Genomic DNA, 14,398 nt, shown 5'->3' with positions numbered 1-14,398 from the left:
GAAAACACACCACGACATCACTGACTGAGGTTCACGGAGAAGACAGTACCAAACAGACTTGTCTGATTGTCAAAGGTTGCCTCGTGCCTCTGGGTGACCCCTCGATCACTGGGGTCCATGCCTGGTGAGCTGTGTGTTTCCCGCGCACGGGCGTGGATCGTGTCGCCTTCGTGTGCGTGTTGGCCCTGGAAAACACTTGGCCAAGAGTGGGTCAATGCGCTCGGAACCGTGCGCGTCGGCATGTTTCATCGACCGGTCCGGTGTGGGGGTGCGGCGGAGTCGCGCGTACAGCACTTGACGCACGTGTGGCCGACGAAACCTTCCTGCCTCTTGAAAAACTGGACCGACCTGTCTGTATCTTTAGTCGCAGCTAGTCGGCCACGGGGGTGGGCAGCCGACTTACGGCCGTGCCGCCCCCTGTCTGCACCTGATGGGAGCCCCGCACATGCCGAACCTCGCCCCGACGGCACCCGGCGTCACGGCACAGCCCCGGAAGCTGACCTCCACGGTTCCGCGTGAATACGTGCACCGCGCAGCCGTCTCCGAAGTCCTGCTCACCGGCTGGGAGCACGACGGTTCCGCCGCCGGCGACCGCAGCGGTTTCGTGGTCGGGGCCCAGTGGCCCCGCTGCCACTCCCTGTTCGCCTCCGACCGCGGATACCAGGATCCGATGCTGCTGGTCGAGTCCGTGCGGCAGATCGGTTCCCTGCTCGCGCACGCCGAGTTCGACGTGCCGTTCGGCTATCAGTTCCTCATGTCCGACCTCAGCGTGAGCGCCGACCCGGAGCTCTTCAGGGCCGACGCGGTCCCCACCGACGTCGAGATGCACACCCTGTGCCGGGACGTCGTGCGCCGCGGCCGCAGCCTGCGCGAGATGCGCTACGACGTCACCGTGCGGCGGGGCAACGAGGTGCGGGCGACCGCCTCGGCCGCCTTCCGGTGCATGAGTCCGGACGTGTACAGACGGCTGCGGGGAGAGCGCCCCACGGACTGCCACCGCACACCCCCGCCGGCGCTCGACCCCGCGGCCGTGCGCCACGGCAGCCCCTGGCACGTCCTGCTGGGCGAACCCGCGCCGGCGACGCCGGGCCGCTGGGAGCTGCGGGTCGACACGGCCCACCCGACCTACTTCGACCACCCGACCGACCACATCCCCGGCATGGTCCTGCTGGAGGCCGCCCGGCAGGCCGCCCACGCCGTCACCGGGCTCCCCTGCGCCCTGCTCTCGGACGTGCGGGCCGACTTCGCGCGCTACGCCGAGTTCGACTCCCCGTGCTGGGTCACGGCCACCGTCGAGGGGCACGGCACCCGGGGCGAGCTGCCGGTGCGGGTGTGCGGCAGCCAGGAGGGCGAGACCGTCTTCACCGCCGACCTCGTCCTGCGTCCCCGCGTCAGCTGACCCGGCCCGACCCCTGGGAGAGTGCCCCGTGCCCACCGTACTGATCACCGGCGCGTCCGGCTTCGTGGGAGGACACGTCGTCCGCGAGGCGGAACGGCGGCGGGCCGGCGTCAGGCTGCTGGCGCACCGTCGTCCCGTCCCCCGCTCCGGGGCGCGGTGCGTACGGGGCGACCTGACCGACCCCGAGAGCCTGCGCGGCGTCTGCGACGGCGTCGACGTGCTGATCCACTGCGCGGCGCAGATAGGCGGCACGAAGGCGGCCAACGAGGCCGTGAACGCCGACGGCACGACCGCGCTGGTCGCGGAGGCCCGCCGGGCCGGGGTCCGCCGTGTCGTGCACCTGAGCACCGCCTCGGTCTACGGCCGCGGCACCTACCGGGGCCAGCGGCCCGAGGAGCTCGTCCGCAACCCGGGGTCCTGGACCTCCCGCACCCGCGCCGCCGCCGAGGACGCCGTGCTCGCGGCCGGCGGGGTCGTCCTGCGGCCCCACCTGGTGTACGGGGCGGGAGACGCCTGGGTCGGACCCGGCATGGCCCGGGTGCTGCGCGAGCTGCCGGGCACGGTGGCGGGCTGGTCCGCGCGGATGTCGATGATCGCCGTACCGGATCTGGCCCGGGCCCTGGTGGGTGCCGCGTTCGCGCCCGACTCGGCGCTGTCCGCGTCCGTCTACCACGCGGCGCACCCGGATCCGGTCGGCGTCGGCGGCGCCCTGCGCGCCGTCGCCGCCTGCGCCGGGATCCCCTGGCCGCGGCGTGACCTCACGGTACGGCGGGCACGGGACCTGCTGGCCGGGAACGACGTCCTGCCGGGCGTGGTCGACCTGCTGACCACCGATCACCTCTTCGAGTCCGACACCCTCTGGTCGGACCTCCGGGAGGCGCCGGGCGAGCCCTTCGGCACCGGGTTCCGGCGTGCCGAGCCCTGGTACCGGTCCACGCTGTCGTCCGCCGGGCGCCCGTGAACGGCGAGGCCCCCCGCCGGTCGCGCGCCCGGCGGAGGGCCTTGGGATCGGGGAGCGGGCACTCGCCCGTGCTCCGCACCGTCAGGACTCGCGCTGCCACAGCGCCGGCACGTTCGGCGGCTCCCAGCCCGCCATGGAGGTGTGCGCCTGGAGGCAGCGGAAGGAACCGCCCCCGTACGTGACCCGGTCACCGGCGGTGTAGGCGTGGCCGCTCGCCCAGGTGCCGTCCGGCGGGTCGGTGGGCGGGTCGGTGGGCGGGTCCGTGGGGCCGGTGTCGCCGTCGACGTTCAGGACGAAGTCGAAGGTGGCCTCCTTGCCGTTGCCGGCGCCGCGGACGTTCATCAGCAGGGCCGGGTCGAAGATCATGTCCGTGCTGTTGCGGGGCTCGCCGGGGAAGTACAGCTGGGTGGTGAGCACGGGCTCGCCGGGGGCCTGCACCTTGACGTGGATGTGCCGGGTGCGGCCCGGATAGAGGCCGGGCACGATCGTCCGCAGGGCGAAGGCACCGGTGGCGTCGGTGAACTGGTGGCCGCGGAAGGTGTACCCGGCCATGTCGTAGCCGCCGTTGTCGTCGGCCTGCCAGAAGTCGAGGAGCACGCCGGACAGCGGGACGCAGTTCCGGCCGAAGACGTAGCCGCCGACGGTCAGCGGGGTGCCCGGGGTGCCGGGGGTGACCAGGTTGGTGCGCAGCGGGGAGTTCGGCTTGAAGTACGGACCCTCCATCTGGTCGGGCGTCAGGTCGTCGCCGTCGTCGCAGTACGGGGTCGGCGTCAGGCTCTGGCCGCCGGAGGAGCGGGCGGCGTCCCGGGCCAGCGCGATACCGCCGGTGGCGAGCAGCGGAACGGTGGCACCGGCGGCGACGGCCGCCCTGAGCAGCGTCTTGCGGCTGATCCCGCGGTCGGCGCCGGAGCCCGGGCCGGGCCCGGGCCCGTCAGGGGTGGTGGGGGTGTCGGAGGTCATGGCGGTTCCTCGGTCTCCTCGGTGGGTGGTCCCTGGGGAAGCTGAACGGGACGTGCGACATCCGGGACGTCGGGGACAGGGAGCGCGCCCGCCGGCGCGGGGCAGGCTGCTGTGTTGCTCGACGGGCGCGCTCCGTGGTGATCGCTGGCCACCGTAGGCGCGCCGCAGGGGTCGGGGGCACCTCCTGTTTCACCCCCTGCCCGGCGTTATGAGGGCGGTGGGCAGGGCCCGTGTACGGGCCGCGCGGCCGGGGGTACGGTCGTGGCGCACCGGCGCACCGGCGCCCGGGCGGATCGGCCGGGTGCGAGGTGGTGCGACGCGCTGCGAGGCGGTACGACGCGCTGCGAGGCGCTGCGAGGCGGTGCGACGTTCAAGCGACGCACCGGTACGGACGAGGACGGGGAGGGCGGCCGGGATGACCGGGGCGACGGCGGGGACGGGCACGGGGGCGGCGACCGGGGAGGCGGCGACCCGGGTGGTGCCGGCGGCTCGTGCGGGCGGGGACGCGGCGCGGGGCAGTCGGATGCCGTACGTCCCGGGGTTCGCGCGGTGGCCCGTGGCCGGTTCGCCGAAGGCGGAGGGCAAGGCGCTGCGCACGCGCGTTCCGCGGTCCGCGCACGCCGCGCTCGACCTGGACGCCGCCCGGCCGGACGCGGTGAGCGCGGTCGAGGAGTCCAGCCGCGGCCGGATAACGGGGCTCGCCCCGATCCGCGCCGGGCGGATGGCGGCCACGCCGTTCGCGTTTCTGCGCGGGTCGGCGGGCCTGATGGCCCACGACCTGGCGCGCACGCCCGTGACCGGGATCGGCGCCCAGATCTGCGGCGACGCGCACGCCGCCAACTTCGGCCTCTACGGCGACGCCCGCGGCGGCCTGGTCATCGACCTGAACGACTTCGACGAGACGGTCCACGGCCCCTGGGAGTGGGACCTCAAGCGGCTCGCCGCCTCCCTCGTGCTCGCGGGCCGGGAGGCCGGGGCCGACGAGGACACCTGCCGCGAGGCCGCCCACGACGCGACCGGCGCCTACCGGCGCACCATGAGGCTGCTCGCGAAACTCCCCGCGCTGGACGCCTGGAACGCCATCGCGGACGAGGAGCTGGTCTCCCACACGGACGCCCACGACCTGCTCGGCACCCTGGAGCGGGTGTCCGAGAAGGCGCGGGCCAACACCAGCGGGCGTTTCGCCGCGAAGTCGACCGAGGCGACCGAGGACGGCGGGCGGCGCTTCGTGGACGCGGCGCCGGTGCTGCGCCGGGTGACGGACGCCGAGGCGGCGGCGGTCGCGGGCGCCCTGGAGGCGTACCTGGCCACCCTCTCCGAGGACCGGCTGCCGCTGCTGGCCCGGTACGCCGTGCACGACGTGGCCTTCCGGGTCGTCGGCACCGGCAGCGTGGGCACCCGGTCGTACGTCGTGCTGCTCCTCGACCACCGGGGCGAACCGCTCGTGCTCCAGGTCAAGGAGGCCCGGCCCTCCGCGCTGCTGCCCCACCTCGCCGCCGCCGGGTTCGAGGCTCCCGAGGCCGCGCACGAGGGCCGCCGGGTCGTCATGGGGCAGAAGCGGATGCAGGTGGTCAGCGACATCCTGCTGGGCTGGACCTCGGTCGAGGGACGGCCCTTCCAGGTACGGCAGTTCCGCAACCGCAAGGGCAGTGTCGACCCCGCGGCCCTGGCCGCCGACCAGCTGGACGACTACGGCCGCATGACCGGCGCCCTGCTGGCCCGGGCCCACGCGCACAGCGCCGACCCGCGGACCGTCGCGGGCTACTGCGGCAAGAACGACGAACTGGACGAGGCGGTGGCCGCCTTCGCCGTCGCCTACGCCGACCGTACCGAGGCGGATCACGCGGAGCTGGTCGGCGCGGTGCGCACGGGGCGGATCGCGGCGGAGCTGGGGGTGTGAGGGGGGACGGGGACCGCGCGGGCGGCTCCCCGGGTCCGCAGGCCCTAGGCTGGTCGGGTGACGACGCCCGAAGCTGAGCCCGAGCAGGGGGGTGCGCCGCGTCCCGAGGAACGGCTGGAACAGGCCGTACGGGCCGCCGAGCAGGCACTCATCGAGTACGAGATCGCCCTGGAGACCTTCCGCGTGGAGGTCGAGAACTTCTCGCGGCTGCACGAGCAGCGGCTCGGCCCGGTGTATGCCCGGCTCGAGGAGCTGGAGGCGCAGATCCTCGAGACCAGGGCGGCCCGCACGGGCGACGCCGACGACCGGCGCCGGGCGGACGAGGCGCGGGCCCGCCTGATGCCGATCCCCGGGGTCGAGGAGCTGCTGAACGGCTGGATGGACGGGGACGGGCTGTTCCCCGAGGCCACGTCGATGCTGACGGACCAGGCGGTACGGCCCCCGCAGCGGGTCCGGCCGAGCGAGGAGGCCCGCAAGCTCTACCGCGAGCTGGCCCGCAAGGCCCACCCCGACCTGGCCCAGGAGGAGGCCGAGCGGGTGCGGCGCGAGGAGTTCATCACCCGCGTCAACGCCGCCTACGCCCGCGGCGACGAGGCGGAGCTGCGCGAGCTGGCCGAGGAGTGGGCCGCCGGGCCGGTGCCCGAGCGGCGCCCGAGCCGCGGCGAGGAGCTGTACGTGCGCCTCGAATGGCTCGACCGGCGCAAGGAGCTGCTCACGCTGCTCGCCAAGGAGCTGGAGGAGAGCGCGATCGGCGCCATGCTCCGGCTGGCCCCGGACGACCCCGACCGGCTCCTCGACGAGATCGCCGAGCAGCTGGCGGCCCAGGTGCGCGAGCGGGAGGCCGAGCTGGCGGCGGCGCTCGCGGGGGACTGAACCGGGTGGCGGCTCCGGTAGCGTCTGGGGCATGAGTTTCGGAGCTGGTGTGCCCACGGTCGGGATCGAAGATCTCAAGGACGGCGACTTCCTGCTGGACGTCCGCGAGGACGACGAGTGGCAGGCGGGTCATGCCGCCGGGGCGCTGCACATTCCCCTCAGCGAGTTCGTGGCCCGCTACGGAGAGCTGACCGAGGCCGCGCCGCAGGACGGCCGGGTGCACGTGCTCTGCCGTGTCGGGGGCCGTTCGGCGCAGGTCACCATGTATCTGGTCCAGCAGGGCGTCGACGCGGTGAACGTCGACGGCGGCATGCAGGAGTGGGCCGCGGCCGGGCGTCCCGTGGTGGACGACAAGGGCGGGCCGGGGCACGTTCTCTAGGCTGTCCCCCGCCGCATGTGGCGACGGCCACGATGCGGTCGGCCCACCGGGGGCTGTGCGGGTGGCCGGTCCTGAGTACCGTTCGCGTGCGAACGTCGCCGAGCAGCCGCGAGGGTGGCGCGTGGGCGCCCCCGGCGGGGCGGGCGGATGGACGGATCGGGACCGAACGGGGCGGAATGGACGCGTACGACAAGGGCTCGGACGCCCGGCAGGGGCAGGGGCAGGGGCGGCAGCGGCAGGGCGGGCCGGGCGGCGAAGCGGGCCCGGAGGAGACCGGCGGACCGGCCGGGGCCGCTGAGCCCGCCGAGCCCGCTGAGCCGGCCGAGCCGGCCGAGCCCGCCGAGTTGGCCGAGCACGCCGAGCCGGGTCGGCCCGCCGAGCGCGCCACGACTGCCGAGCAGGCCGGTGCTGCCGAGGCGGCCGGGGCCTCCGGAGCCGTCGGGACGTCCGCGGACGCCGGGGTCGCCGGGCCCGCCGGGGTCGCCGGGCCCGCCGGGGTCGCCGGGCCCGCCGGGGTCGCCGGGTCCGCCGGGCCCGCCGGGGTCGCCGGGCCCACGGGGGTCGCCGCGCTCTCCCCGCGCTACCAGGTCGGTGCCGTGGTCGCCCTCGCGGTGGTCGCGGTCGCCGTCTGTGCCCACATAGGCCTGGTGTTCCTGCACGTGGCCCCGTCCAACACCCTGACCAAGCAGCACGGCTCCGTGGTGGACGAGTGGGTCTTCCCCGAGTTCGAGCAGAACTGGAAGCTCTTCGCTCCCAACCCCCTCCAGCAGAACGTCTCCGTCCAGCTCCGCGCGGAGGTCAGCACGGCGGACGGCGAGATACGGACGACCCGCTGGTACGACCTGTCGGCGGAGGACGGCCGGGCCATCGACGGCAACCCGCTGCCGAGCCACACCCAGCAGAACGAACTGCGCCGGGCCTGGGACTTCTTCGTCGCCAGCCACGACTCCGAGGACCGTCCGGTGGGCCTGCGGGGCACCCTCGCCGAGGCGTATCTGCGGCGCATCGCGCTCCTGCGCCTGGACCGTGACGGCGCCGCCGCGCCCGGGGACGTCGTCGAGCGCGTCCAGTACCGTTCCCGGACGACCAACGTGGAGCCGCCCCCGTGGAGCGGTGAGAAGATCTCCGACCGTCCGACCGTCCGCGAGCTGCCCTGGTGGTCCGTGGCCGCGGAGACCCGGGACACGGGCGCGGGGCGCTCCGGGCAGTCCGAGCAGGAAGGGGGCGCCGCGTGAACGCCGCCGTCCTCTCCGTCTCCCGCGGCATCGCCCGCGTCACCGGTGCCGCGCTCGGCCCGTACCAGAGCGCCGTGATCCGCATCGGTTTCAGCGTCACCTGGCTGCTCTTCCTGCTGCGCGAACTGCCCCACCGGAACGAGCTGTACGGCCCGGACGGGCCCTGGGGCCACGACCTCGCCGAGCAGTTGATCTCGGACAACGGCGCCTTCACTGCGCTGATGTGGTCGGACGGGCGGGCCTGGTTCGAGATCGTCTACGCGGTGGCCGTGCTGAGCAGCGTGCTGCTCCTGCTGGGCTGGCGCACCCGGACCATGTCCGTGCTGTTCATGGTCGGCGTGCTCTCGCTGCAGAACCGCAGCGTCTTCATGGGGGACGGCGGCGACAACGTCGTGCACCTGATGAGCATCTACCTGGTCCTCACCCGGTGCGGCCGGGTGTGGTCGCTGGACGCCCGCCGTGCCCGGCGCGCGGCGGCGGCACGTGCGCGCGGTGAGCGGGTCGGGGACCGGGTCGGTCCGGTGCTGTGGTGCGCCCTGGGGTTCCTGCTGCTCACGGTGACGCTGGCGGGCGGACTCGAGGGCGACTGGTTCGTCCCGGCGCTGCTGTGGGCGGTGTGGGTCGCGCTGGGCCTGTGGTGGGTCGTGGGGCGGGGCGCGGAGGGCAGTCAGCCGCGGATCCTGCTGGACGTGGTCACCAACATCGTGCACAACGGCGCGCTGGTCGTGATCATGGCCGAGGCCTGTCTGATCTACGCGACGGCCGGCTGGTACAAGATCCAGGGTTCCCGCTGGCAGGACGGCACGGCCGTCTACTACCCGCTGCACCTGGACTACTTCTCGCCGTGGCCCGCGCTCTCCGACGCGCTGGCCGCCAACGGCACGATGGTCATGCTCATCACGTACGGCACGGTCGCGGTCCAGGTCGCCTTCCCGTTCACGCTGTTCAACCGGCGGGTCAAGAACGTGCTCCTCGCCGCGATGATGATCGAGCACGCGGTGATCGCCGTGACGCTCGGGCTGCCGTTCTTCTCACTGGCGATGATCGCCGCCGACGCGGTGTTCCTGCCCACCTCGTTCCTGCGCCGGCTGGGCGGCTGGGCGGCACGCGCGCGCGGCCGGCTGTCCGGCCGCGGGCCCGCGGGGGTCCTGTCCAAGGCGCCGGACGGGCACGGGGACGGGCGTACGGCGACGGTGCCCGGGCCCCGGACCCGGGAGGGCGAGGGGGCGGCGGCCGGAGCGGGCGCGGTGGGCGGGAAGGACCCCGACCACACGCACGTAGGCTTCCGGGCATGACCGACCCCGGACCCGGCTCCGGACCTGCTCCCGGCTCCGGACCTGCTCCCGGCCCGCCTGCCGCCTGGCACCGGCAGGCAGCCGGCCGGTGCGTGCTGCTGGACGGCTTCCACGCCCTCAAGCACGCGCTGCGCTTCGGCGCCGAGGTGCCGGTGGCGGTCACGAGCGACCGCGCGGGCGCCCTGGCCCTCGCCGACGAGCTGGCGCCGGACGTGCGCGAGGCGCTGGCGGGGCTGCTGACCGAGGTGTCGCGGGAGGCGTACGCGTCGCTCGTCGCGCGGCCGCACCCCACGGCGGTGGCCGCCCTGGCCGTACGGCCCTCGCGGGCGGCCGGGCTGGAGGCGCTGGCCCGCACGCCCCGCCGCGCCCCCGTCGTGGTCCTCGACCAGCCTCGCAATCTGGGCAACGCGGGGGCGGTGATCCGGCTGGCCGCCGGTTTCGGCGCGACCGGCGTGGTCACCACCGGCACGCTCGACCCCTGGCACCCCACGGTGGTGCGCGGCGGGGCGGGGCTGCACTTCGCGACCGCGGTGGAGCGGCTGGAGGTGGCCGGGCTGCCGCGGGGGCCGCTGTTCGCGCTGGACCCGGAGGGCGAGGACATCAGGGGGCTGGAGCTGCCGGACGACGCGCTGCTCGCGTTCGGCTCCGAGCGCAGCGGGCTCACGCCCGAGCTGCGCGCCCGGGCCGACCGTCTGGTCGCGCTGCCGATGCGCCCCCAGGTCTCCAGCTACAACCTCGCGACCAGTGTGGCCATGACGCTGTACCACTGGAGCGCCGGCGGGGGCGCACCGCAGGTGCCCTAGGCGCTGGGGCTCTTGTCTCAGGCCGGGCGGCGGACCTCCACCACCCGGAAGCGGTTGGCGACGAACGCGCCGTCGCACAGGGCCGCGTTGGCCGCCGGGTTGCCGCCGGAGCCGTGGAAGTCGGAGAAGGCGGCCGTCTGGTTGACGTACACCCCGCCCGTGAGGTTCAGGGAGAGCTGGGCCGCCTCGTCCAGGCAGACCTCCTGCACGGCCTCCTCGACCTCCGGGTCGGTCGTGTACGCGCCCACCGTCATCGCGCCCTTCTCCCGGACGCTGCGGCGCAGCAGCCGCACGGCGTGCTCGGCGGAGTCGACGGCGACGGCGAAGGAGACCGGGCCGAAGCACTCGCTGGTGTAGGCGGCCTCGTCCTCGGGCTTGGCGCCGTCCAGCTTGACGATCACCGGGGTGCGCACGACCGCGTCCGGGAACTCCGGGTTGGACACCTCGCGGGAGGCGAGGGCGACCTCGCCGAGACCGGCGGCGGCCTCCAGGCGGGCCTTGACGTCCGGGTTGACGATCGCGCCGAGCAGGGCGTTCGCGCGGGCGTCGTCGCCGAGGAGGCCGTCGACGGCGCGGGCCAGGTCGGCGGTGACCTCGTCGTAGGACTTGGCGCCCTGATCGGTGCGGATGCCGTCGCGGGGGATCAGCAGGTTCTGCGGGGTGGTGCACATCTGGCCGCTGTAGAGGGAGAGCGAGAAGGCCAGGTTGGCGAGCATGCCGCGGTAGTCGTCGGTCGACTCCACGATCACCGTGTTGACGCCGGCCTTCTCCGTGTACACCTGGGCCTGGCGGGCGTTGGCCTCCAGCCAGTCGCCGAAGGCGGTGGACCCGGTGTAGTCGATGAGCCGGATCTCCGGGCGGGTGGCCAGGGTCTTGGCGATGCCCTCGCCGGGGCGCTCGGCGGCCAGCGCCACCAGGTTCGGGTCGAAGCCCGCCTCGGTGAGGACGTCGCGGGCGACCTGGACGGTCAGCGCGAGCGGCAGCACCGCGCGGGGGTGGGGCTTGACCAGGACCGCGTTGCCGGTGGCGAGGGAGGCGAACAGGCCCGGGTAGCCGTTCCACGTCGGGAAGGTGTTGCAGCCGATGACCAGGCCGATGCCGCGCGGGACGGGCGTGAAGCGCTTGGTGAGCGCGAGCGGGTCGCGCTTGCCCTGCGGCTTGGTCCACTCCGCCGTGTCGGGGGTGCGGGACTGCTCCACGTACGCGTAGGCCACGGCCTCCATGCCGCGGTCCTGGGCGTGCGGGCCGCCTGCCTGGAAGGCCATCATGAAGGCCTGTCCCGAGGTGTGCATGACCGCCTGGGCGAACTCCATCGTCCGGTTCGCGATACGCCCGAGGATCTCCAGGCAGACCATCGCGCGCAGCTCCGCGCCCGCGTCCCGCCACGCCTTCTGTCCGGCCCGCATGGCGGGCAGCAGCACGTCGAGGTCCGCGTGCGGGTACTCCACGCCCGGCTCGATCCCGTACGGGGAGACCTCGCCGCCCACCCAGCCGTCGGTGCCGGGCTGGCCGAGGTCGACGCGGGTGCCGGACAGGGCGTCGAAGGCGGCCTTGCCCGCCGCCATGTCCAGGCTGCCGTTCTCCCCGTAGGCCTTGGGGTGCTCGGGGTGGGGGGACCAGTACGCGCGCGTGCGGATCGTCTCCAGCGCCAGGTCCAGGGTCGGCCGGTGCCGGGCGATCAGCTGGTGTGCGGTGAGTTCGGCGGCCATGCGGGACCAACTCCTCGTCTCTCACGGCTCCCGACGCGTCGCCGACGCTCCGTCGACTGTCTGTCGAGTCCGTGGACCTGGGGGAAACCTGGGCAGGAACAGGCGGACACGGCTAGAGTAACCGAACGATCGGTCGGGACAAGGGGGACCGCCGCATCTGTGGAAAACCCCGTGCGGGAGGATCGCGCACATGACAGCACTCGACCTCAGCAGCCCCGTGGCCGTCGTCGGCACCGGCACCATGGGCCAGGGCATCGCCCAGGTGGCGCTGGTCGCGGGCCATCCCGTGCGGCTGTACGACGCCGCTCCCGGGCGGGCCCGGGAAGCGGCCGACGCGATCGGCGCCCGGCTCGACCGGCTCGTCGAGAAGGACCGCCTCACCGGCGCCGAACGGGACGCCGCCCGGGCCCGGCTCACGCCAGCCGAGAGCCTCGCGGGTCTCGCCGGCTGCGCGCTCGTCGTCGAGGCGGTCGTCGAACGCCTCGACGTCAAGCAGGAGCTGTTCCGCGCCCTGGAGGACGTCGTCGGCGACGACTGCCTGCTCGCCACCAACACCTCGTCCCTGTCCGTCACCGCCGTCGGCGGCGAACTGCGCGCGCCCGGCCGCTTCGTCGGACTGCACTTCTTCAACCCCGCGCCGCTGCTCCCCCTGGTGGAGGTGGTCTCCGGGTTCGCCACCGACCCGGCGTCGGCCACGCGCGCGTACGAGACGGCCCGTGCCTGGGGCAAGACCCCGGTCGCCTGCGCCGACACCCCCGGTTTCGTCGTCAACCGCATCGCCCGGCCCTTCTACGCCGAGGCCCTCGCGGTCTTCGAGAACCAGGGCGCGGACCCGGCCACCATCGACGCCGTGCTGCGCGAGTCCGGCGGCTTCAGGATGGGCGCCTTCGAGCTGACCGACCTCATCGGGCAGGACGTCAACGAGTCCGTCACGCACTCCGTGTGGCAGGCGTTCTTCCAGGACGTCCGCTTCACCCCGTCGCTGGCCCAGCGCCGCCTGGTCGAGTCCGGCAGGCTCGGCCGCAAGAGCGGACAGGGCTGGTACGACTACCGGGACGGTGCCGAGCGCCCCCGGCCGCACACCGCCGAACCGGCCGATGCGCCCGCGTACGTCGTCGTCGAGGGCGACCTGGGCCCGGCGGCCGACCTGGTCGGGCTGATCCGGGAGGCGGGCGTGGAGGTGCGTCCGGAGGACGGGTACGGCGACGAGGGAAGGCTCGTCCTGCCCGGCGGCGGCACGCTGCGCCTCACCGACGGTGAGGCGCTCGTGTCGAAGGACGTCGTCCACTTCGACCTCGCCCTCGACTACCGCGCGGCCACCCGGATCGCCCTGTCCGCGTCCGAAGAGGTCCGTCCGGGCCTCCTGTCCGAGGCCACCGGCCTGTTCCAGGCGCTCGGCAAGAAGGTCAGCGTCGTCGGCGACGTCCCCGGCATGATCGTGGCCCGGACCGTCGCCCGGATCATCGACCTGGCGTTCGATGCCGTGGCCAGGGGCGTGGCCACCCCGGAGGACGTCGACACGGCGATGCGGCTGGGTGTGAACTACCCCCTCGGCCCGTTCGAATGGAGCCGCCGGCTCGGTGACACCTGGGCCTACTACCTGCTCTGCCAGGCGCACGAGTGGGAACCGTCGGGGCGCTGGGCGCCGTCCCTCGCGCTCCGCCGCCACGTCGACGCCGCCGAGGCCCGGGAGGGCACCCCCTCATGACCACCGCCAAGCGCGACACGTACACGCCCGAGACGCTGCTGTCCGTCGCCGTGCAGGTCTTCATCGAGCGTGGCTACGACGGCACCTCCATGGAGCATCTGTCCAAGGCGGCGGGGATCTCCAAGTCGTCGATATACCACCACGTCAGCGGCAAGGAGGAGCTGCTGCGCCGGGCCGTGAGCCGGGCCCTGGACGAGCTCTTCGGGATCCTCGACGAGGAGCACGCGCGCGAGGGGTCCGCCGCCGAGCGCCTGGAGTACGTCGTGCGGCGCATGGTCGAGGTGCTCATGGCGGAGCTGCCCTATGTGACGCTGCTGCTGCGGGTGCGCGGCAACACCGGCACCGAGCGGTGGGCGCTGGAGCGGCGGCGCGAGTTCGACCACCGGGTCGCCGCGCTGCTGAAGGACGCGGCGGCCGAGGGGGACGTGCGCGCGGACGTGGAGGTGCGGCTCGCGACCCGCCTCGTCTTCGGCATGATCAACTCGATCGTCGAGTGGTACCGCCCCGACGGTCCCGACGGCCGGGACGGCGCGAGCGGCGTGAGCGGCGCGGGCGAGCGCGAGGTGGTCGACGCGGTGGCGCGGCTGGTGTTCGGCGGGCTGCGCAAGGCGTCCTGAGCCGCCCGGGACGGGCGGGTCCTGGGCCGCCGGACCGGCCGCCGGTCAGCCCTGCGGTTCGAGGTCCTCGGTCTCGAAGACCAGCAGGGTGCGGGTGCTGAGCACCTCGGGGATGGCCTGGAGGCGGCTGAGCACCAGCTCGCGCAGGGCCCGGTTGTCCGGGGTGTGCACCAGCAGCAGGACGTCGAAGTCGCCGCCCACCAGGGCGATGTGCGAGGCCCCGGGCAGCTGCCGCAGCTGGGCGCGGACCGTCCGCCAGGAGTTCTGGACGATCTTCAGGGTGATGTAGGCCGAGGTGCCGTGCCCGGCGCGCTCGTGGTCGACGCGGGCGCCGAAGCCGCGGATGACACCGTCCTCGACGAGCCGGTTGATGCGGGCGTAGGCGTTCGCGCGCGAGACGTGCACCCGCTCCGCGACCGACCGTATCGAGGCCCGGCCGTCCGCCTGGAGCATGCGCAGGATGTCCTGGTCGATGGCGTCCAGCGGGCGCGCGGGCGGCGGGGCACCGGGCTCGTCGGGGCCGCCGCCCTCCCCGGGGCGGTCGGCCATTTGTTCAGAT

At 74.1% G+C, this 14,398-nt stretch carries 13 protein-coding genes; 10 read left to right on the top strand and 3 right to left on the bottom strand.

Annotated features, from left to right (window positions below):
- The first annotated feature begins 445 nt into the window (after nt 1-445).
- A complete protein-coding gene (locus C4J65_RS16085; RefSeq protein WP_115743030.1) occupies nt 446-1,399 on the top strand; it encodes a ScbA/BarX family gamma-butyrolactone biosynthesis protein in 954 nt (317 codons plus the stop codon).
- Between the two features lie 28 nt (nt 1,400-1,427).
- On the top strand, nt 1,428-2,360 hold the full coding sequence (locus C4J65_RS16080; protein WP_115743029.1) for an NAD(P)-dependent oxidoreductase: 933 nt from the start codon (nt 1,428-1,430) through the stop codon (nt 2,358-2,360).
- Between the two features lie 81 nt (nt 2,361-2,441).
- Here the strand turns inward: C4J65_RS16080 and C4J65_RS16075 are convergent, their stop codons facing one another.
- Nucleotides 2,442-3,320 carry a carbohydrate-binding protein gene (locus C4J65_RS16075; protein ID WP_115743028.1) on the bottom strand — a complete coding sequence of 293 codons (879 nt, stop codon included), beginning with the start codon at nt 3,318-3,320 and terminating at the stop codon, nt 2,442-2,444.
- A 415-nt stretch (nt 3,321-3,735) separates the two neighbouring features.
- On the opposite strand from C4J65_RS16075, the gene C4J65_RS16070 reads away from it, so the two are divergent.
- The 6 genes from C4J65_RS16070 to C4J65_RS16045 all read left to right on the top strand — a co-directional run bounded on the left by C4J65_RS16070 (nt 3,736) and on the right by C4J65_RS16045 (nt 9,805).
- Complete coding sequence (locus C4J65_RS16070) at nt 3,736-5,220, top strand: DUF2252 domain-containing protein (RefSeq protein WP_115743027.1); 1,485 nt, start codon at nt 3,736-3,738, stop codon at nt 5,218-5,220.
- A 57-nt stretch (nt 5,221-5,277) separates the two neighbouring features.
- Nucleotides 5,278-6,093, top strand: coding sequence for a hypothetical protein (locus C4J65_RS16065; RefSeq protein WP_115743026.1), 816 nt, complete (start codon nt 5,278-5,280; stop codon nt 6,091-6,093).
- A gap of 49 nt (nt 6,094-6,142) precedes the next feature.
- A complete protein-coding gene (locus tag C4J65_RS16060) occupies nt 6,143-6,472 on the top strand; it encodes a rhodanese-like domain-containing protein (RefSeq protein ID WP_115743025.1) in 330 nt (109 codons plus the stop codon).
- A gap of 176 nt (nt 6,473-6,648) precedes the next feature.
- Entirely contained in the window at nt 6,649-7,707 is a 1,059-nt protein-coding gene (locus C4J65_RS36665) for a DUF5819 family protein (protein ID WP_240330436.1), read from the top strand.
- Nucleotides 7,704-9,002: an HTTM domain-containing protein gene (locus C4J65_RS16050; protein ID WP_115743023.1), complete on the top strand. Its 1,299-nt coding sequence runs from the start codon at nt 7,704-7,706 to the stop codon at nt 9,000-9,002. The genes C4J65_RS36665 and C4J65_RS16050 overlap by 4 nt, the downstream gene beginning before the upstream one ends.
- Nucleotides 8,999-9,805, top strand: a complete 807-nt coding sequence (locus tag C4J65_RS16045) for a TrmH family RNA methyltransferase (RefSeq protein ID WP_115743022.1) — start codon at nt 8,999-9,001, stop codon at nt 9,803-9,805. Before C4J65_RS16050 ends, C4J65_RS16045 begins: the two co-directional genes overlap by 4 nt.
- A 17-nt stretch (nt 9,806-9,822) precedes the next feature.
- On the opposite strand, the gene paaN is transcribed toward C4J65_RS16045, so the two are convergent.
- A complete protein-coding gene (paaN, locus tag C4J65_RS16040) occupies nt 9,823-11,514 on the bottom strand; it encodes a phenylacetic acid degradation protein PaaN (protein WP_115743021.1) in 1,692 nt (563 codons plus the stop codon).
- A 190-nt stretch (nt 11,515-11,704) separates the two neighbouring features.
- Between paaN and C4J65_RS16035 the strand changes: the two genes are divergently transcribed.
- Entirely contained in the window at nt 11,705-13,222 is a 1,518-nt protein-coding gene (locus C4J65_RS16035; RefSeq protein WP_115743020.1) for a 3-hydroxyacyl-CoA dehydrogenase, read from the top strand.
- Nucleotides 13,219-13,839, top strand: coding sequence for a TetR/AcrR family transcriptional regulator (locus tag C4J65_RS16030; RefSeq protein ID WP_115743019.1), 621 nt, complete (start codon nt 13,219-13,221; stop codon nt 13,837-13,839). The genes C4J65_RS16035 and C4J65_RS16030 overlap by 4 nt, the downstream gene beginning before the upstream one ends.
- Nucleotides 13,840-13,884: 45 nt before the next feature.
- Here the strand turns inward: C4J65_RS16030 and C4J65_RS16025 are convergent, their stop codons facing one another.
- Nucleotides 13,885-14,388, bottom strand: coding sequence for an Lrp/AsnC family transcriptional regulator (locus C4J65_RS16025; protein ID WP_115743018.1), 504 nt, complete (start codon nt 14,386-14,388; stop codon nt 13,885-13,887).
- Nucleotides 14,389-14,398 lie beyond the last annotated feature (10 nt).

The sequence above is a fragment of the Streptomyces sp. CB09001 genome (assembly GCF_003369795.1).
Taxonomy (GTDB): Bacteria; Actinomycetota; Actinomycetes; order Streptomycetales; family Streptomycetaceae; genus Streptomyces.
Note: the sequence above shows the minus strand (reverse complement) of the source record. Positions and strands in the feature narration are given on the sequence as shown.